A 19,152-nucleotide genomic window follows, 5' to 3' on the forward strand; every position below is an offset into this window, starting at 1 on the left:
TCTTCCGATCTTCCTCTCGCGGGCATCACGCGCGGCAGGCGGCCCGCAATGACCGACCCTGTCCTAATATCCGCTCGCGCCCGACCCGGCAGTGTTTCTACAATCACGCAACGGCCCAATACGAATGCACACCACTCAACCGACAAACACGCCGTACGTATATCCCGACATACATTCCGCCCCGCATAACGCCGGACAGCCGACTCCGGATACCGACAGCACGGAAGCGGCGCCCGCAGCGGAAAATTTGATTTTGAGCCGGCGTTGTATTATCTTTGCATCAGGACACCAAAACCATCCGAGACAATGAAACGATACATAGCGACACTCCTGCTCCTCGCCATCTGCGCCTCTACACAGGCCCGCGAGGTATTCCCCCTGAACGAGGGATGGCGTTTCTTCTTCAAGTCGGAGAACAGCAGCGACAACGCCCGGCATGTTACGCTGCCCCACACCTGGAATACAGATACGGGAGGCACCGGATATTTCCTCGAAACAACGGCCAACTACCAGAACGACATGTATATCCCGGCCGAATGGGCGACCAAACGGTTATTCGTGAAATTCTACGGCGTGCAAAGCGTGGCCGACGTCTTCGTCAACGGCTACTATGTCGGCGGGCACAAGGGCGGAGGTACGGCTTTTGCGCTCGAAATCACCGACAAGATACGGTTCGGTTCCGACAATGCGCTGCTGGTCGTCGTCAGCAACAATTACTGCGACGACGTGCTTCCCACCTCGACGGACATGAATCTCTACGGAGGCATTTACCGTGAAGCGGAGCTGATCCTTACGGAAAAAACAGCCGTATCACCCCTCTACCTCGGCTCGGACGGCATACTGGTGCGCCAGAACTCGGTCAGCGACGAGCGGGTCGAAGGCGAAGCGGAGATCCATCTGGTTACCGGCGGGGAGAACAGTTGCGTCCTGACGCTCGACATCACGGCGCCCGACGGCAGCCGCGTATTTTCCAAACGACAGAAAACGCGCATCGACGGGAAACCCGTCACGATTCCCTTCTCGGTCGACGCCCCGCAGTTGTGGAGTCCCGCCAACCCGGCCCTCTACCGGGTATCGGTAAGCATCGGCGACGCGACCGTCACCGACAGCGTCGCTGTGCGCACGGGCTTCCGCAGCATCGTAGCCACCCCGGCGGGCGGCTTTGCGGTCAACGGCAGCCGCATCCCGATACACGGCGTAACGCTCTACCACGACAACGCCATCTCGGGCGGCGCACTCATCGCGCCCGACTATGAGGCTGACCTCGGCCAGATCCGCACCCTCGGGGCGAACGCCCTGCGTTCGGCCGTGATGCCCCATGCGCAATACCTCTACGACCGTTGTGACGAGCTGGGCATGCTGGTATGGGTCGATGCGCCGTTCCACCGCTCCTCGTTCCTGGGCGACGTGGCCTACTACGCCACCCCGCAGTTCGAACAGAACGGCCTGCAACAGTTGCAGGAGATCATTGCCCAAAACTACAACCACCCCTCGGTGGTGATGTGGGGTATCTTTTCGCGGCTTTGGACGCGCGGCAACGACGTAACGCCTTACCTGGGCAAGCTCAACGCGGCGGCACACGCCCTCGACCCTTCGCGTCCCACGGTGGCCTGCAGCGACCAGGACGGCAATATCAACTTCATCACCGACCTGATCGTCTGGCGACAGGACGTAGGCTGGCGCAAAGGCACGACGGACGACGTGACCGTATGGCGCGACCAGTTGCAGAAAGGGTGGTCACACCTCCGCTCGGGAATCTGTTACGGGGGCAGCGGCTTCATCGGACACAAAAGCTATACGGCACAGGCGGCACCCCGCGCGAACTGGATGCCCGAGGAGCGTCAGACTCACTTCCACGAGCAGTATGCCAAAAACCTCCAGAACGACTCGCTTTTCTGGGGGACATGGATCAACAACATGTTCGACTACGGTTCGGTACGCCGGCCTTACGGGGTGAACGGCGCCGGTCTCGTGACCATCGACCGCCGCGAGCGCAAGGATGCGTTCTACCTCTATAAGGCTCTGTGGAACAAGGAGGAACCGACACTGCACATCACAGACAAGCGGCGGACGCTGCGCGACGGCGAACGGCAGGCATTCCATATCTATTCGTCGGCCGGTGCCCCCACGCTGCTCGCAGGGGCCGACACGCTGGCCGTGACGGAATACGCCACGTGCCAGTACCGCACGGATTCGGTGTCGCTGCGGGGCACGGTCGAAATCAAGGCCATCGCCGGGCCGTTGCGCGACAGCGTGACGCTCAGAGTCGGCAACGTCTTAAAACCGAAACGGCTTCAGGGCCCTCGGCGAACAGTAAATCCGCAACCGACAAATTAGGCTGGAAAGGCATACGATCGGAGAAGACCTGCACATAGGGCTCGGCAATGAACGCCGGGCCCTCATTGCGCCGTTTGGGACGCAGGTCGGTGTCGCCCGCGGCGGCAGCGACATACGCCTGGGAGAACTCCGGCATGGGAACGCGCAGCAGGGAGCAGAGCCGACCGAGCAGTTCGGCATTGTAATCGGCCAGGAATCCGTATTCCCGGCGGTAGAAAGGTTCGAAATATTCAGCGTAAAAATCGAAATAGGGCGACCCTTTGTAGGAGGCGACCAACGCCCCCCAGTGCTGGTGCTGCCAGCGTTTCGAATAGTCGATCCGCACGTCGCGTACGGGCTGGCGGGGACGGTTGGCATGACACACGTGGACGGTCAGCTCCATCACCCCATCCGTAGCGAGGATACGGGCGCGGTTGCGCTCCGAGCGCTTCACGAAATGCTCGCCCAGGTCGACGACGCACCCGCCGCACAACAAGTGCGCGAAGTACTCGACCGAGGGCAGGTATGCGAGCGGCAGGATCGTCATGGCTCCACCCACTCGCCGTCGGCCTTGATCAGTTCCACGAGGCGGTCGAGCGCCTCTTCCTGCGGGATGTTGCGTGCCACGACCGTGCGCCCCTTGTAGAGCGTGATGCGGCCGGGTACGGCACCCACGTACCCGTAGTCGGCATCGGCCATCTCGCCAGGGCCGTTGACGATGCATCCCATGACGCCGATCTTGAGGTTCGAAAGGTGCGACGTGCGCGATTTGATGTCGGCGAGGGTCTTTTCGATGTCGTAAAGCGTGCGACCGCAACTCGGGCAGGCGATGTACTCGGTGTGCGAGAACCGCACGCGCGCCGCCTGCAGGATCATCAGCTCGATTTCGCGCACCTGCTCTTCGGCAAATCCCGGCGCGTCGATCCAGATGCCGTCGGCCAGCCCGTCGAGCAGCAGCACCCCCAGGTCGGCGGCAGCCTTCACGGCCAATGTCTCCAGCGAGGTCTCCTCGTAACGGCGTTTCACGACGACCGGTTCGGGGGTATCGAGGTTCAGGATCGCGGCGCGCAGCTCGGCCGTGGGATTGCCCGACACGGCCTCGATTACGCGGAAGCCGTCGAGCGGCTCGCTGTGCACGACCGGCACCTGTATATTCGTACGGCGGCGGTACTCGGTCGGGGAGTAACGCTCGGGATGCAGCACGGGAAATATCCCGGGGCGCTCCGCGAAGTGCCTTACCAGCAGTTCCGCCACGGGAATTTCGTGCTCCGGGGCCTCGGTCAGCGATACGCGGATCGTGTCGCCGATGCCGTCGCAGAGCAGCGCCCCGATACCTACGGCGCTCTTGATACGCCCCTCGATGCCGCTGCCGGCCTCGGTGACGCCCAAGTGGATCGGATAGTGCATATCCTCGGCATCCATCGCCGCGACCAGCAGCCGGTAAGCGGCGACCATGACGCGCGTGTTGCTCGACTTCATCGACACGACGACCTGGTCGAATCCGTGCGCCTTGCAGACACGCAGGAACTCCATGGCCGAGACGACCATGCCCTGCGGCGTATCTCCCCACTGGTCGAAGACACGTTTGGCGAGCGACCCGTGGTTGACGCCGATGCGCAGGGCGACGCCCCGCTCGCGGCAGCGGGCGATCAACTCCTCCAGCTCCCCGCGATCCGTGCGGTAATTGCCCGGGTTGATGCGCACCTTGTCGACATATTGCGCGGCAATGGCGGCCACCTCGGGCAGGAAGTGGATGTCGGCCACGACGGCCGTATCGAAGCCCTCGTCGCGCAGACGGCGGACGATGCGGGCAAGGTTCTCGCCCTCGCGCCGCCCCTGTGCCGTAAGGCGCACGATCTTTCCCCCGGCGCGGTCGATCCGTTCGATCTGCGCCACGCTGGCTTCGGTATCGTTGGTGTCGGTGTTGGTCATCGACTGCACGGCGACCGGGTGCCCGCCGCCGATCACGACCCGCCCGATGCGCACCTCGCAACTCGGGCGGCGACTGTATTCCGAAAGATTCATCTCTTCTGCGATTGTGATGCAAAGATAAAGATAATCCGCGATTTTGCGAATTCCGATTTATTCCCTATATTTCGGATAGCAACCACAATCCCGCTCCCGCCATGAAAAAACGCATCAAAAAACGCCTGTCTTTCCTGTTGCTGACACTGCTCGGGTTCTCTACGGCCTGCGAAAAACAGAAAAACGGAGAACCACCGACCGCCATGTACGGAACGCCGCACGTAAATATCTGGGTCGGCGGCAAGGTAACCGACAAAACCGGCACCCCGATACCCGGGATCGAGGTGCGCCAACCAAACAGCTCCTATAAGGCACAGACCGGGGACGACGGTTGCTACGAACTTCCCGGACAATTATTCTCCATTGAAACGACGGCGGACATCCTGTTTACCGACACCGACGGCCCGTCCAACGGCGGGGAGTTCGCGGCACAGTCCGTTCCGGTCGAATTCACCGAAGCCGACCGCGTCTCGGAAGCCGAGGGATGGTGCGGGGGCAGTTTCGCCCGCATCGGTGTCGACGTCACGCTGGAGGAGGACGCGCAGGAATAGCCCGGAATAGCCCGCGGCAACACCCGGCAAAAGGAATAACGCCCTGTGCGCGATACGGATTTCCTGTTTTTTCGTATATTTGTCGTGTGGACTACCTGGACAACGACATAAAATTCGTAGGCGGCGTCGGCGAAGCCCGCGCCCGGCTTCTGGACAAGGAGCTGGGCATCCGTACGCTGGGCGACATGCTGCGTCACTACCCGTTCCGCTATATCGACCGCACGAAAGTCTACCGCATCGCCGAGATCACCGACGATGCGCCCACCCTGCTCCAGTTCCGCGCCCGCGTGACGGGCGTAGCCTATGCCGGCACGGGCCGCAAACGCCGCTTCACGGCCTATGTCTCCGACCCCACGGGGTCGGCCGAACTGGTCTGGTTCCAAGGTATCAAATGGATCGAAAAACGGGTCGAAGTGGGACGCGAATACCTCATTTTCGGACGGCCGTCGTTCTACCGCGGCGAATTGTCGATGGCGCACCCCGAGCTGGAGACCATGGAACAGGCGCTCTCGCGCAAAGCCGAAAGCGGCATGCAGGGCATCTATCCCTCGACCGAGAAACTTTCGAACGTGCTCGGCGCCAAGGGCATGTACCAGATCATCTGCAATGCGTGGGCGCTGGCCAAAGACCATATCCCCGACTACATGCCCGACGAGGTGCGAACCCGCTACGGGCTGATCCCACTGCGCGACGCCTACTACAACATCCATTTCCCGCAGTCGCCCGAACTGCTGCGGCAGGCACAGTACAGGCTGAAATTCGACGAACTGCTGGGCATCCAGCTCAACGTCCAGTCGCGCCGCACGGAGCGCCTGGCCAAAAACAACGGTTTCCTGTTCATGAAGGTCGGGGGCGTCTTCAACACCTTCTACAACGAAAAGCTACCGTTCCCGCTCACCGGAGCGCAGAAACGGGTCATCAGGGAGATCCGGCAGGACACCGTCACGGGCTACCAGATGAACCGCCTGTTGCAGGGCGACGTCGGCAGCGGCAAGACCCTCGTGGCGCTGATGTCGATGCTGCTGGCCGTGGACAACGGCTACCAGGCCTGCATGATGGCGCCCACCGAGATCCTCGCCCGCCAGCATTTCGCCACCATCACGCGTATGCTCGACGGCATGGGGGTGAAGGTCGCCATCCTCACCGGCGCCTCGAAGGCCAGGGAGCGCCGGCTGGCGCTCGAAGGGATCGCCTCGGGCGAGGTGCACATCCTGATCGGCACGCACGCCCTGATCGAAGACCGGGTGCAGTTCGCCAACCTGGGGTTCGTGGTGATCGACGAGCAGCACCGCTTCGGCGTGGAGCAGCGCGCCCGGCTCTGGACCAAAAACGAGCAGCCGCCGCACATCCTCGTGATGACCGCCACGCCGATTCCCCGCACGCTGGCCATGACCCTCTACGGCGACCTCGACGTCTCGGTGATCGACGAGCTTCCGCCGGGACGACGGCCGATCAAGACCGTACATTACACCGATGCGGCGCGGCTGCGCCTGTTCGGCTTCATGAAGCAGGAGATCGCCAAGGGACGGCAGGTCTATGTCGTATATCCGCTCATCAAGGAGTCCGAGGCCATGGATTACAAAGACCTCACCGACGGCTACGAAGCCATATCGCGCGATTTTCCGCTGCCGGACTACGTCACGACGATCTGCCACGGCAAGATGAAACCCGCCGACAAGGAGGAGTCGATGCGCCAGTTCAAGTCGGGCGAGGCCGATATCATGGTCGCCACGTCGGTCATCGAAGTAGGCGTCGACGTGCCGAACGCCACGGTCATGGTCATCGAATCGGCCGAGCGGTTCGGGCTCTCGCAGCTGCACCAGTTGCGCGGGCGCGTAGGGCGGGGCGGCGAACAATCCTACTGCATCCTGATGTCGGGCGAAAAGCTCTCGAAGGAGTCGCGGGCACGCCTCGACGCCATGTGCGAAACCAACGACGGATTCCGCCTGGCAGAGCTCGACCTCAAGCTGCGAGGTGCGGGCGACATCAACGGGACGCTCCAGAGCGGCATGGCGTTTGATTTGAAGATCGCCAACCCCACGCTCGATGTCCAAATACTCACCGTTTCGCGCGAGGCGGCGGCCGGCATCCTCTCCGCCGACCGCACCCTCTCCCGGCCGGAGCACCGCGGCCTCAGGGAGTTAAGGAGGCGCTATTCGGGGCGCGAAGAGATTGATTTTTCGATGATTTCGTAATATTTCATACCCACGACCGTTTATCCATTAAAAACCCTTTTTCCATGAAACGACTGTTATTCACGATATTGTTATTCACCGCCGCACTGCCTGCCGCAGCCCAGCTCTACCACCCGGGCGAGCAGCTTTTCTACCGCGTCAGCTACAAGGCCAAGATGTTCCCCAACACCGAAGTGGGAGCGGTCGAGGTCAAGACGAGCGAGGTGCAGCTCGACGACCGCAAGTTCTACAAGGTCGAGGGCATCGGCCGCACGCTGCCCACCTACCGCTGGTTCTTCAACCTCGAAGATATCTACACGGTGTGGATCAGCCCCGAGACGCTGCGTCCGGTACGTTTCGAAAGCGACCTCAAGGAGGGCGACTACACGTTCCAGAGCTATTACACTTACGACTGGGACAACGACCAGGTGCATACCCGGTGGCGGCGGCGCCAACGGCCTTTCGAGGAGAAAACCATGCCCCTGACTCCCGAGAGCATGGATGCCATCGCGCTTTTCTTCACCATGCGCTCGGCCAATGCCGAGGATTTCAAACCCGGTGAGCCCGCAACCCTCCAGATGGTATTGCAGGACACGATCCGGCACCTGAATTACAGGTACATAAGCCGCGAAACGAAGAAGATCCGCAACATGGGACGCTTCAAGACCCTGAAGTTCGAATGCCAGCTGGGCACTTCCGAAGGGTTCTCCTTCACCGACGGCACGGTCTTCACGCTATGGATCTCGGACGACGAGAACAAAATCCCGCTTTACATCGAGTCGCCCGTCCGCGTAGGCAGCATCAATGCCTATATTTCGGGCTACAAGGGGCTTAAATACCCGATGACGAGCCTCATAAAATAAAAATTTTGTTATCTTTGCCTCAGGATAACCCTGACCCGGCGAACAATCAGGTAAATTCGACACTGAAAAAACTGTTTTTATGGAAGAGAATAAGCAAGGGTACGACCCCTCGGAGTTCGAGGACGACGATTACATGATGTCGCAGCCCGTCCCGGAAAAATCCATCCGCGGCTACCGCATCGTCATCATCATCCTCTCGGTGATCCTGGTGGCGCTTTCGGTACTTTATTTCAGCATACACCGCCAGCAGATGGTCGACAACCAGTTGTTGCAGGCCGACCGCGACTCGATCCAGAACGACCTGGGACGCCTGATGACCGACTACGACAACCTGCAGGTGACCAACGACAGCATTTCGGCCAACCTCAACGTGGAACGCGACCGCGCAGACTCGCTGATGACGCGCCTGAAAAAGGAGCGTTCATGGAACCTGGCCAAGATCAAACAGTACGAAAAGGAGGTGGGTACGCTGCGCACGGTCATGAAGAGCTACATCCGCCAGATCGACTCGCTCAATACGCTCAACAAAAAACTCATCAACGAGAACGTAACCTACCGCAAGGAGATCTCGTCGGCGAAGCTGCGCGCCGAAATGGCCGAGGAGAAGGCTGCCGAACTGGACAACAAGGTACGTGTCGGCGCCGTGATCCGCGCCCGCGACATCCGTCTCTCGGCGCTCAACGCCAACAGCAAACCCGTATCGAGGATCAAGAATGCCGCGCGCCTGCGCGTGGATTTCGTACTGACGGCCAACGAGCTGGCGACACCGGGCGAAAAGACCGTCTACGTCCGTATCACCTCGCCCGACGGCTATGTGCTGACGACCGAGGCCATGCCGACTTTCGATTTCGAGGGCGAACGCCTGAGTTATTCGGCCATGCGCGAAGTGGACTACCAGAACCAGGATCTCGAAGTGGGTATCTACTATAACAGCACAGGCTTTGCCGCTGGTGCCTACACCGTACAACTGTTCTGCGACGGCCGCCTGATCGGAACCTCGCAGATCGCGATGCGATAAAACAGGAACACCCCGCACCCAAGGCGGGCGGAGAACCCAAGCCCCGGAGTTAACGCTCCGGGGCTTTCGTTTTGCAGGCGGTTTCGGCCCCCGGCAACGGCACAGCACAATTATAGCATAAAACTATAATGATATAAATATTATCAATTTGATTTATACAAAGATTTCCCCTATTTTTGTATCAGCAAAGAGGAAGAAAACTAAAGCAGCAAAAAATATTCACATAAATAAAACAAGTACAGCTATGACATCAATCATCAATTCAACGGTACCCGAATTCAAGGTTCAGGCCTACCACAACGGCAAATTCGTAACGGTCACGAACGAAGACCTCAAAGGCAAATGGGCGATCTTCTTTTTCTACCCGGCCGACTTCACGTTCGTGTGTCCCACCGAGCTGGTGGACATGGCCGACAAATACGACCGGTTCAAAGCCATGGGCGTGGAGGTCTACTCGGTAAGCACCGACACCCACTTCGTGCACAAAGCCTGGCACGACACTTCGGAAAGCATCCGCAAAATCAACTACCCGATGCTCGCAGACCCCACGGGTGTACTTTCGCGCGGCTTCGGCGTCATGATCGAGGAAGAAGGCGTAGCCTACCGCGGCACGTTCGTCGTCAACCCCGAGGGGAAGGTCAAGCTGGTGGAGATTCAGGACAACAGCATCGGCCGCAATGCAGAGGAGTTGCTGCGCAAAGTCGCCGCGGCACAGTTCGTCGAGGCACACCCGGGCGAAGTATGCCCCGCCAAATGGCAGCAGGGCGCCGAGACGCTCAAACCGAGTATCGACCTGGTAGGTAAAATCTAAGGGCCATGCTGGATCATGCACTCAGGGAGCAGTTGCTCCGCTTGTTCGAGGGGCTGGAAGCCTCCTACGTGTTCGACGTCACGGCCGACCCCGGCCATGCGTCGCGCGGAGAGCTGCTCGGGCTGCTCGAAGAGACGGCCGCCTGTTCCGCGAAGATCGGCTGTCGGATCACCGACGGGCAGGGACTGGAGTTCCGGCTTCTGCGCAACGACAAGGACACCGGCATCCACTTCCGGGCGGTGCCCAACGGCCATGAATTCAGCTCGCTGATACTGGCCGTGCTGAACGCCGACGGCAAGGGCAAAAACCTGCCCGACGAAGCGACGCGCCGACAGATCGGGGCGCTCGGCGGGCAGATCGCGCTGACGACCTACATGTCGCTCACCTGCACCAACTGCCCCGATGTGGTACAGGCGCTCAACCTGCTGGCGCTCTCCAACCCCCGGATCACCCATACGGCCGTGGACGGAGCCCTGTTCCCCGAGGAGGTTGCACGGCTGAATATCCAGGCCGTGCCGGCGGTTTTCCACGGCGAAGAGCTGATCCACGTCGGCCGCGGCTCGCTGGCCGAACTGCTGGACAAACTCGAGGAGCGCTTCGGTACTTCGGACACAGGCATCACGCCCGTCGTGCGCGAATACGACCTGCTGGTCGCCGGGGGCGGCCCCGCCGGAGCTTCGGCCGCGATCTATGCAGCCCGCAAGGGGCTCCGCGTGGCGGTCGTGGCAGAAAAGGTCGGCGGGCAGGTCAATGAAACGGTAGGCATCGAAAACCTGATCTCGGTGCCGCGCACGACCGGAGCAGAGCTCGCGGGCGACCTGCGCAGACACATGGAGGCCTACGGGATTGACATCTGCGACAACCGCCGCATCGAACGTTTCGACATGGACGGCGGCATCCGGGAGCTGCATGCCAAAGGCGGGGAGGTTTTCCGCGCCCCGGCACTGGTCGTCGCCACGGGAGCTTCGTGGCGCAGGCTCGGGGTGCCGGGCGAAGCGGAGTACATCGGCCGCGGCGTAGCCTTCTGCCCCCACTGCGACGGGCCGTTCTACGCCGGGAAGCATATCGCTGTGATCGGCGGCGGCAATTCGGGCGTCGAGGCCGCAATCGACCTGGCGGGCACCTGCGCTTCGGTGACGGTTCTCGAATTCATGGAGACTCTCAAGGCCGACCAGGTATTGCAGGAGAAGCTGCGCACGCTCCCCAATGTAGCGGTACATACGAACGTGCAGACGCTCGAGGTCGAAGGCGACGGCAGCCGAATGACGGCCCTGCGCACGAAAGACCGCCCGACGGGAGCGGAAAAACGACTGCCGCTCGACGGCGTATTCGTTCAGATCGGGCTCTCGGCCAACAGCAAGCTGTTCGCCGGCATCCTCGACACCAACCGCGCGGGAGAAATCCTGACCGACAAGGAGTGCCGCACGTCGGTACCCGGCGTATATGCAGCGGGCGACGTGACGGACATACGTTACAAACAGATTGTGATCGCAATGGGCGAAGGGGCCAAGGCAGCCCTGTCGGCCTCGGAAGACCGGATCAAGGGAATAATTTGATATACAAACAATTAAAACAAAAAAAAACGATTATGAAAACACTGGATTATTTGCACCTGGACGAGAAGAAAGTACAGGGCGTAGTATCGGCACTGCATTCGCTGCTGGCTGATTTTCAAGTATTTTACACCAACCTGCGGGGTTTCCACTGGGACATCGAAGGGCACGGGTTCTTCGTCCTGCACGGCAAGTTCGAAGAGCTATACGACGATGCTGCCGAAAAGGCCGATCAGATCGCGGAGCGCATCCTGATGCTGGGCGGCAAGCCCGAAAACAGGTTCAGCGAATACCTCAGGGTCGCCAAGGTCAAGGAGGTTTCGGGCGTAACACGCGGCGATGAGGCCATCGGGCATATCCTCACCACGTACAGCTACCTTATCGGCGAGGAGCGCAAGCTGCTCGAACTGGCCTCGGAGGCCGGCGACGAGGCTACCGTGGCGCTGATGAGCGACTACCTGAAGGAGCAGGAGAAGATGGTCTGGATGCTGACCGCCTACAACAAATAGCCCTTCACAGGGACACCGGGCAGCCGGTATGTAACGGCAATGCCGGCGGAGCACAAACTCCGCCGGCATTCTTTTCATCCGGACAAATCCGAAAACGGCATCGGCAAGACAAGACAATCCCGGCTCATCCTCTGCCAGGCAAACCGAAGCGACGCCCGTCGCCCGGCCTTCCGCCGGATTATTTATGCTCCTCCTGCCAGATCAGGGCCGAAGCGCCGAGAATCGCGGCATTCTTACCCTGGATACCGCTCGGAAGCAGCTTCACCTTGTTCTTGAATGCAAAGAGCATATTCTCCTCCATGTACCACTGCGTAGGCTCGAAGATCAGCTTGCCCGCCTTCGACAGGCCGCCGAAGAGGAAAATCGCCTCGGGCGACGTGACGGTCACCACGTCGGCCAACGCACGACCGAGCATCTCGCCCGTAAAACGGAAGGCTTCGAGTGCGATGGGATCGCCCTGCTCGGCAGCGGCGGAGATCATCGAAGCGTCGAAATCGCCGAAAGCGATGTCGCGCAGCTTGCTGGGAGCCGACATTTTGGCCATCAGTTCGAATGCCGTACGCTTGATACCCGTAGCCGAAACATAGGTCTCCAGGCAGCCCTTCCGCCCGCAACCGCACTCGCGGCCGTCGCGCTCGACGATGACATGGCCGAACTCTCCGGCAAAGCCATCATGGCCGTAGATCATCTCGCCGTTGGCGACGAAACCCGATCCGAGGCCCGTACCGAGCGTAATCATGATGAAGTCGCGCATGCCCTTGGCATTGCCGTAGATCATCTCGCCGATCGTCGCGGCATTGGCGTCGTTCGTCACGAGCACCTTCACACCCCCGAAGCAGTTCCGGATGTCGTCCGCCAGCGGGAAAACGCGGCGGCTTTCATCGGGATTGGGGTCTCCCTCGCGGAATTTCCAGAGGTTCGCGGGGTTTTCGACCGTACCTTTATGATAATTGGCATTGGGGGCACCGATACCGATACCCGTCAGTTCGTACTCGAACGAAAGGCTGTCGGCCAGTGCGTGCATCGCCTGGCAGAGGTCTTCGACATAGGCCGGATAATCGTCTACACTGGGGTATTTCTTGGTCGAAATGACCGATTCGGCATACAGGTCGCCGTTTTCGTCGACGAGGCCGAACGCAGTATTGATACCGCCGATGTCCACGCCGATAGCGAGTTTTTTCATATCGTGTTCTGGTTAAAGGTTAGAATTTATCAGGTCAAAGTTAATCCAAAATTCGGCTACTCCAAACTTTTTTCCTACTTTTGGGACAGATTCCGATCCAAAAGTATTGTCAGACTATGCAAACGAACGAGCAACTGCTCTCCGCCATCGAAAATTACCTGGCCCAAACCGAGTTCCCGGCCGAACCCGAGCTACTTTACGCCCCGATCGGCTATTCGCTCGCGGGCGGCGGCAAGCGCCTGCGCCCCATGCTGCTGATGCTCTCCAACGGCATCTTCACCGATAAGATACAACATGCCCTGCCGGCCGCCGCAGCCGTCGAGGTGTTCCATAACTTCACGCTGCTGCACGACGACATCATGGACAATGCAGCCGTGCGGCGCGGCAAACCCTCGGTCTACGCCAAGTGGGGACAGAACGTGGCGATCCTCTCGGGTGACGCCATGCTGATCTGCGCCTACCGGTTGCTGGGCGAGGTGCCGGCGCAGCTGCTGCCGCAGATACTCTCGACGTTCAACACCATGGCGCTCGAAGTGTGCGAAGGACAGCAGTACGACATGGATTTCGAACGCAAGCCGAAGGTTTCGGTCGTGGAATACATGCACATGATCGAGCTGAAGACCTCGGTGCTGCTGGCCGGGGCCACCACGATCGGCGCCCTGCTGGGCGGCGCTTCCGAAGAGGACTGCCGCAAGCTGCGCCGCTTCGCCATCGAACTGGGACTGGCATTCCAGCTGCAGGACGACCTGCTGGACAGCTACGGCGACGAAAGGCTGGGCAAGGCCATCGGCGGCGACATCCTCGAAGGCAAACAGACTTACCTGATGATCACGGCCATAAGCCGCGCGGACGAACCTACGCGCGAAGTGCTCCGCTCGACGCACCGCTCACAGATGCCCGACGCCGAGAAAATCGCCACGATAAAAGCCGTCTACGACCGGCTCGACATACCACGCCTCACCGAACAGCAGATTTCGCTGCGCTTCGAAAGGGCGCTGGGCATCCTCGACACCCTTTCGGTCGAAAAATCCCGCACGGAACGGATGCGCGAATACGCCCTGAGCCTGATGGGACGCAAAAACTGATTCCGGAAACACCCCTCACAGGAACATCCCCCGTAAACGACACTATGCAACGCTCCGAGATAGAAATCATGGCCCCCGTAGGGTCTTACGAAGCACTGGCCGCAGCCATACAGGCCGGGGCGGACTCGGTATATTTCGGCGTCGGGAAGCTCAACATGCGCTCGGCGTCGGCTGCGAATTTCACGCTCGACGACCTGGCGAAGATCGTCGCCACGGCACACGCCGCAGGGGTCAAGGCCTACCTCACGGTCAACACCATCGTCTACGAGGACGAGATGCAAACCGTCCACGAGGTAATCGACCGCGCCAGGGCCGAAGGCATCGACGCCATCATCGCCACCGATTTCGCGGCGATACTCTATGCCCGGCGCATCGGGGTCGAGGTGCATATTTCGACCCAGAGCAACATTTCGAATTCCGAAACCGTGAAGTTCTTCTCGCAGTGGGCCGACACGGTGGTGCTGGCACGCGAACTGACGCTCGAACAGGTGGCGCAAATACACCGCCAGATCGTCGGGAACGACATCCGGGGCCCGCGTGGCGAGCTGGTCGAAATCGAAATGTTCGCCCACGGCGCATTATGCATGTCGATTTCGGGTAAATGCTACCTCTCGCTCTACGAAACCAACTGCTCGGCCAACCGCGGAGCCTGCCGCCAGCTGTGCCGCCGCAAATACACCGTCACGGACACGGAGACCGGTGCGGCGCTGGACATCGACGGGCGCTACGTCCTCTCGCCCAAAGACCTCTGCACGGTCGATTTCCTCGACAGGTTCATCGGTGCGGGTGTGCGGGTGCTGAAGATCGAAGGGCGTGCACGCGGCGCGGAATACGTCAAGCGCGTGGTGGAATGCTACGACGAAGCGCTGCGCGCGATCGAAGCGGGCACCTACACCCCCGCCCTGGCCGCCGGGCTGAAGGAGCGGCTCGCCACGGTCTTCAACCGCGGCTTCTGGGAAGGCTACTACGCCGGGCGCCCCGTGGCCGAACACAGCCAACATTACGGCTCGGCCGCCACGCGGCGCAAGGTCTACGTAGGCAAGGTAACAAACTTCTACAAGAGAATATCGGTGGCCGAGGTACTGGTCGAAGCCGCACCGCTGTCCGTGGGCGAGGATATTTTCTTCATGGGTGCCACCACCGGCATCGCCGAACAGGCACTCACCGAGCTGCACGACACCGACGGCACCCCGGTGCAATCCGTGGCACAAGGCACCCTCTGCGCCGTGCACACCGACACCCCGATCCACCGCGGCGACCAGCTCTACAAATTCGTCGACGCGGAATAGACCCGGCTGTCAGGGCAATACTCATTACAAGAAACGCCTCCGGGCGTTTTTTTGTTACGGTTTCTCTGCGGTCAGGCAGGAAAAAGTTGCTTATCATAAAAATTTTATCGAAAAACAATAAATTTTATTTGTTTTTCAAAATTTCTTTTGTAAGTTTGCAGTGTCAAAAACAAAAAGACACCCACTATGGAAATCGAAAAAGTCATCCGCATCCTGGCCATTTTCATCGCCGTGGCAGCCTTTGCAATCAAAGTAGCCACGCACCTGATGTTTCCCGGGGCGTCGCACACCGGCGACATCCCGATCCTGATCCTGCTGACCCTCTCGGTCTGCAGCATCTGGCGGGACGCCTTGCGCACGAAAAAGCAGAACGAAAATCCAAACGAATAAACCCCATGAAAAAACTCCTCATGTTCGCCGCTACGGCAGCCATACTGGCCGCCTGTACACCCAAGACAGCCCCCGAGCTGCCTTTGGAAACCTTCTTCCGCAATACGGAAAAAACCGGGTACCAAATATCGCCCGACGGAAAATATTTCTCCTACATGGCGCCTTACGAAAGCCGCCGCAACATCTTCGTGCAACCTGTCGACGGCAAGGACGCCGTGCGCATCACCTCGGAAACCGAACGCGACCTGGCCGGATACTTCTGGGCCAACGACCACCGCATCCTCTATCTGAAAGACACCGGCGGCGACGAGAATTTCCAACTCTACGGCGTGGACATCGACGGCAGCAACCCGCAAGCCTATACGGCCATCCCGGGCGTACGAACACAGATCATCGACCCGCTCGAAGAGATCGACTCGCTGATGATCATCGGCACCAACCAGCGCAACCCGATGATCTTCGACCCCTACCGCCTGAACCTCTCGACGGGCGAGATGACGATGCTGTGCGAGAATCCCGGCGACATCCAGGGCTGGCAGACCGACCATGACGGCAAGCTGCGCGTAGCCTATGCCATCGTCGACGGCGTGAACACGCAGATCCGCTACCGCGAAACCGAAGCCGAGCCTTTCCGTCCCGTACTGACGACCAACTTCAAGGAAGGCGTTTCGTTCGCCACTTTCACCCCGGACAACAAGCTGGTCTACGCCATCACCAACCTCGGGCGCGACAAATCGGCACTCGTGCTGATGGATCCGGCGACCTGCGAGGAGCTGGAACAACTCTACACCAACGACAAATACGACCTGCGCGGCATCTGGTACAGCGATGCACAGAAAAAATTGCAGGGTGTTTCGTACGAAGGCCACAAAGGCGTGAGGCGCCATTTCTTCGACAAGGCGACGGGCGAGATGTTCGGCCGCATGGAGAAACACCTGCGCGGTTACGAAGTCGGCATCAGCGGCTGGAACAAGGCCGAAGACAAATATATCGTCTATGCGGGCGGCGACCGCACGATGGGCGCCTACTACCTCTACGACGTGAAAGCCGACACGATGACCAAACTGGCCGACCTCGCACCTTGGATCGAGGAGCAGCAGATGGCCGAGATGACACCGGTTACCTATACCTCGCGCGACGGCCTCGAAATCGAGGGCTACCTCACGCTGCCCGTCGGCAAAACGCTTCACAACGCCAAGAACCTGCCCGTAGTGGTCAATCCGCATGGCGGCCCGTGGGCCCGCGACTCGTGGGGATTCAACCCCGAGGTGCAGTTCCTCGCCAACCGCGGTTACGCCGTACTGCAGATGAACTTCCGCGGTTCGACCGGCTTCGGACGCAAATTCACAGAAATCGCCTACGGCAAGTGGGGCCAGACCATGCAGGACGACATTACGGACGGCGTGAACTGGCTGATCGAAAAAGGCATCGCCGATCCCGCGAAGATCGCCATCTACGGCGGCAGCTACGGCGGTTACGCCACGTTGCAGGGTATCGTCAAGGATCCCGACCTCTATGCCTGCGCCGTGGACTACGTGGGCGTATCGAACCTCTTCTCGTTCCTGCAAACCATCCCTCCCTACTGGAAACCGATGCTCGACATGATGTACGAGATGGTCGGCAATCCCGAAAAGGACGCCCAAATGCTGCGCGAAAACTCCCCGGCACTCAACGCCGAACGGATCAAAACCCCGCTGCTGGTGGTACAGGGCGCCAACGACCCCCGTGTGAACATTAACGAGAGCAACCAGATGGTCAACGCCCTGCGCAAACGCGGCGTGCATGTCGACTACATGGTCAAGGACAACGAGGGACACGGCTTCCACAACGAGGAAAACCGCTTCGATTTCTACCGCACGATGGAGAAATTCCTCGGCAAATACCTCAAGGGCATCAAACCCGAGGGCGAAATCGTCCCCGAAGACAGCCGAAGGTAAACCGTATGCGACACCCAATCCCTAAAACGAACACAGCCAATTTTTAAAATAAAAAGTTCAAATTCATAGTTGTGTGACGGAGGCCCGGATAATCCCGGGCTTCCGTTTTTTACAGCACAGGAAAGGGGGGGGGCACGGACAGCCTCACCTACGGCAGCAGCCGGAGGCGCGGGCGCCGCCAAAACGCAAAGCGCTGAGAGAGGCGTCCGGCGGCAGCATCCGACGACAGACACGCTGCGGGCAGTCAGAAGCATCCCCGAAACCGGCGGCGAGCCCTTTCCCGCAACCCGGCCGATCCAGCTACAACCAGCCTGCGGGCCGCCCCGAATTTGAATTGAGCCGCGATTACATTATCTTTGTCCCTGCAATGAACGCCGCACCCCATATCGCACGACCTGACGACGGGCTTCCGATGCCCCGCCGCCTGTGGGCCATCCTGGCCGTAGCGTTCGGCGTCTCGCTGTCGGTGATCGACAGCGCCATCGCCAACGTCGCCCTGCCCACCATCGGGCTGGAACTGGGGATCTCGTCGGCCGACTCGATCTGGATCGTCAACGCCTACCAGCTGGCCATCATGATCTCGCTGCTGTCGTTTTCGGCATTGGGCGACGTGGTGGGCTACCGCAAAGTCTATATCGGCGGCCTGATGCTCTTCACCGTGGCCTCGGTGGGCTGCGCCCTTTCGACATCACTCCCGACGCTGGTGCTGGCGCGCGTGATGCAGGGGTTCGGCGCCGCGGCCGTCACATCGGTCAACACCACGCTTATCCGCATCATCTACCCCAAGGCGCAACTGGGACGCGGCATGGGCATCAACGCCACGGTCGTCGCCGTGTCGTCGGTCGCCGGGCCTACGCTGGCTGCGGGCATCCTCTCCGTCGCCGAGTGGCCGTGGCTCTTCGCCGTGAACATCCCCATCGGGCTGGTGGCGCTGTGGCTGAGCCGCCGCTTCCTGCCGGACAATCCCGTGCGGGTGAGCGCACGCCGTTTCGACTGGCGCGACGCCGTAATGAACGCCCTGACCTTCGGCTTGCTGATGGCTTCGGTCGAAGGGTTTTCGCACGGGCTCGACCCGCGGCTGCTCACCCTGGGCATCGCAGCGCTGCTCATCGTCGGGTTCTTCTTCATCCGCAGCCAGCTGCGCGAGCCCTATCCGATCCTGCCGTTCGACCTGCTGCGCATCCCGATCTTTTCGGTTTCGGTCGTCACGTCGATCTGCTCGTTCCTGGGGCAAATGCTGGCCATGGTAGCGCTGCCGTTCTACCTGCAACACGAATTCGGCTACGACGAAGTGGCGACAGGGCTGCTGATGACCGCATGGCCGGCCGTGATCATGGTCGTGGCTCCCGTGGCCGGAATGCTCGTCGAGCGCATCCACGCCGGACTGCTCGGCGGGACAGGGCTGACGGCCATGGCCGCGGGACTGTTCCTGCTGGCATTCCTGCCCG

General features: G+C 60.3%; 16 protein-coding genes. 13 read left to right on the top strand and 3 right to left on the bottom strand.

Translation table 11 applies throughout. The features are described 5' to 3' along the window. Positions 1-306 precede the first annotated feature (306 nt). A complete protein-coding gene (locus tag QVP03_RS01030; protein WP_022331831.1) occupies positions 307-2,337 on the top strand; it encodes a glycoside hydrolase family 2 protein in 2,031 nt (676 codons plus the stop codon). On the opposite strand, the gene QVP03_RS01035 is transcribed toward QVP03_RS01030, so the two are convergent. Further along, positions 2,261-2,875 carry a WbqC family protein gene (locus QVP03_RS01035; protein ID WP_232044663.1) on the bottom strand — a complete coding sequence of 205 codons (615 nt, stop codon included), beginning with the start codon at positions 2,873-2,875 and terminating at the stop codon, positions 2,261-2,263. The genes QVP03_RS01030 and QVP03_RS01035 overlap by 77 nt on opposite strands. Beyond that, positions 2,860-4,341: a (E)-4-hydroxy-3-methylbut-2-enyl-diphosphate synthase gene (gene ispG, locus QVP03_RS01040; RefSeq protein ID WP_022331833.1), complete on the bottom strand. Its 1,482-nt coding sequence runs from the start codon at positions 4,339-4,341 to the stop codon at positions 2,860-2,862. Before ispG ends, QVP03_RS01035 begins: the two co-directional genes overlap by 16 nt. Before the next feature lie 101 nt (positions 4,342-4,442). Here ispG and QVP03_RS01045 point away from each other — a divergent pair, with 101 nt between their 5' ends. The 7 genes from QVP03_RS01045 to QVP03_RS01075 all read left to right on the top strand — a co-directional run bounded on the left by QVP03_RS01045 (position 4,443) and on the right by QVP03_RS01075 (position 11,820). Then, positions 4,443-4,892 (top strand): radical SAM-associated putative lipoprotein, encoded by a 450-nt coding sequence (locus QVP03_RS01045; protein ID WP_022331834.1) that lies wholly within the window; start codon positions 4,443-4,445, stop codon positions 4,890-4,892. A gap of 86 nt (positions 4,893-4,978) precedes the next feature. Beyond that, positions 4,979-7,087 (top strand): ATP-dependent DNA helicase RecG, encoded by a 2,109-nt coding sequence (recG, locus tag QVP03_RS01050; RefSeq protein ID WP_022331835.1) that lies wholly within the window; start codon positions 4,979-4,981, stop codon positions 7,085-7,087. 44 nt (positions 7,088-7,131) lie between these two features. Then, on the top strand, positions 7,132-7,929 hold the full coding sequence (locus QVP03_RS01055) for a DUF3108 domain-containing protein (protein ID WP_022331836.1): 798 nt from the start codon (positions 7,132-7,134) through the stop codon (positions 7,927-7,929). A 79-nt stretch (positions 7,930-8,008) separates the two neighbouring features. Further along, complete coding sequence (locus tag QVP03_RS01060; protein WP_022331837.1) at positions 8,009-8,947, top strand: hypothetical protein; 939 nt, start codon at positions 8,009-8,011, stop codon at positions 8,945-8,947. A gap of 244 nt (positions 8,948-9,191) precedes the next feature. After that, entirely contained in the window at positions 9,192-9,758 is a 567-nt protein-coding gene (gene ahpC, locus QVP03_RS01065; RefSeq protein ID WP_018696289.1) for an alkyl hydroperoxide reductase subunit C, read from the top strand. Positions 9,759-9,763: 5 nt separating this feature from the next. Continuing rightward, on the top strand, positions 9,764-11,314 hold the full coding sequence (gene ahpF / locus QVP03_RS01070; protein ID WP_022331838.1) for an alkyl hydroperoxide reductase subunit F: 1,551 nt from the start codon (positions 9,764-9,766) through the stop codon (positions 11,312-11,314). A gap of 32 nt (positions 11,315-11,346) precedes the next feature. Further along, positions 11,347-11,820 (top strand): Dps family protein, encoded by a 474-nt coding sequence (locus QVP03_RS01075; RefSeq protein ID WP_022331839.1) that lies wholly within the window; start codon positions 11,347-11,349, stop codon positions 11,818-11,820. A gap of 178 nt (positions 11,821-11,998) precedes the next feature. On the opposite strand, the gene QVP03_RS01080 is transcribed toward QVP03_RS01075, so the two are convergent. After that, entirely contained in the window at positions 11,999-13,003 is a 1,005-nt protein-coding gene (locus QVP03_RS01080) for an ROK family protein (protein WP_022331840.1), read from the bottom strand. A 116-nt stretch (positions 13,004-13,119) separates the two neighbouring features. Between QVP03_RS01080 and QVP03_RS01085 the strand changes: the two genes are divergently transcribed. The 5 genes from QVP03_RS01085 to QVP03_RS01105 all read left to right on the top strand — a co-directional run. Beyond that, positions 13,120-14,088: a polyprenyl synthetase family protein gene (locus tag QVP03_RS01085; RefSeq protein WP_018696293.1), complete on the top strand. Its 969-nt coding sequence runs from the start codon at positions 13,120-13,122 to the stop codon at positions 14,086-14,088. Positions 14,089-14,132: 44 nt separating this feature from the next. After that, positions 14,133-15,377, top strand: coding sequence for a peptidase U32 family protein (locus QVP03_RS01090; protein ID WP_022331841.1), 1,245 nt, complete (start codon positions 14,133-14,135; stop codon positions 15,375-15,377). Between the two features lie 186 nt (positions 15,378-15,563). Next, complete coding sequence (locus QVP03_RS01095) at positions 15,564-15,767, top strand: hypothetical protein (protein WP_022331842.1); 204 nt, start codon at positions 15,564-15,566, stop codon at positions 15,765-15,767. 20 nt (positions 15,768-15,787) lie between these two features. Further along, positions 15,788-17,704: a S9 family peptidase gene (locus QVP03_RS01100; RefSeq protein ID WP_410511315.1), complete on the top strand. Its 1,917-nt coding sequence runs from the start codon at positions 15,788-15,790 to the stop codon at positions 17,702-17,704. Positions 17,705-18,071: 367 nt separating this feature from the next. Then, positions 18,072-19,152 (top strand): MFS transporter (locus QVP03_RS01105; RefSeq protein WP_410511312.1); only part of this gene is annotated, 1,081 nt, incomplete at its 3' end.

This window comes from Alistipes sp. CAG:29, assembly GCF_000435435.1.
Taxonomy (GTDB): Bacteria; Bacteroidota; Bacteroidia; order Bacteroidales; family Rikenellaceae; genus Alistipes; species Alistipes onderdonkii.

Bases quoted from the DNA above. Each gene is read 5' to 3' on its own strand.
- QVP03_RS01030 (WP_022331831.1), top strand. From the start codon at position 307: ATGAAACGATACATAGCGACACTCCTGCTCCTCGCCATCTGCGCCTCT.
- ispG (WP_022331833.1), bottom strand. From the start codon at position 4,341: ATGAATCTTTCGGAATACAGTCGCCGCCCGAGTTGCGAGGTGCGCATC.
- QVP03_RS01045 (WP_022331834.1), top strand. From the start codon at position 4,443: ATGAAAAAACGCATCAAAAAACGCCTGTCTTTCCTGTTGCTGACACTG.
- QVP03_RS01055 (WP_022331836.1), top strand. From the start codon at position 7,132: ATGAAACGACTGTTATTCACGATATTGTTATTCACCGCCGCACTGCCT.
- QVP03_RS01060 (WP_022331837.1), top strand. From the start codon at position 8,009: ATGGAAGAGAATAAGCAAGGGTACGACCCCTCGGAGTTCGAGGACGAC.
- ahpC (WP_018696289.1), top strand. From the start codon at position 9,192: ATGACATCAATCATCAATTCAACGGTACCCGAATTCAAGGTTCAGGCC.
- ahpF (WP_022331838.1), top strand. From the start codon at position 9,764: ATGCTGGATCATGCACTCAGGGAGCAGTTGCTCCGCTTGTTCGAGGGG.
- QVP03_RS01075 (WP_022331839.1), top strand. From the start codon at position 11,347: ATGAAAACACTGGATTATTTGCACCTGGACGAGAAGAAAGTACAGGGC.
- QVP03_RS01080 (WP_022331840.1), bottom strand. From the start codon at position 13,003: ATGAAAAAACTCGCTATCGGCGTGGACATCGGCGGTATCAATACTGCG.
- QVP03_RS01085 (WP_018696293.1), top strand. From the start codon at position 13,120: ATGCAAACGAACGAGCAACTGCTCTCCGCCATCGAAAATTACCTGGCC.
- QVP03_RS01090 (WP_022331841.1), top strand. From the start codon at position 14,133: ATGCAACGCTCCGAGATAGAAATCATGGCCCCCGTAGGGTCTTACGAA.
- QVP03_RS01095 (WP_022331842.1), top strand. From the start codon at position 15,564: ATGGAAATCGAAAAAGTCATCCGCATCCTGGCCATTTTCATCGCCGTG.
- QVP03_RS01100 (WP_410511315.1), top strand. From the start codon at position 15,788: ATGTTCGCCGCTACGGCAGCCATACTGGCCGCCTGTACACCCAAGACA.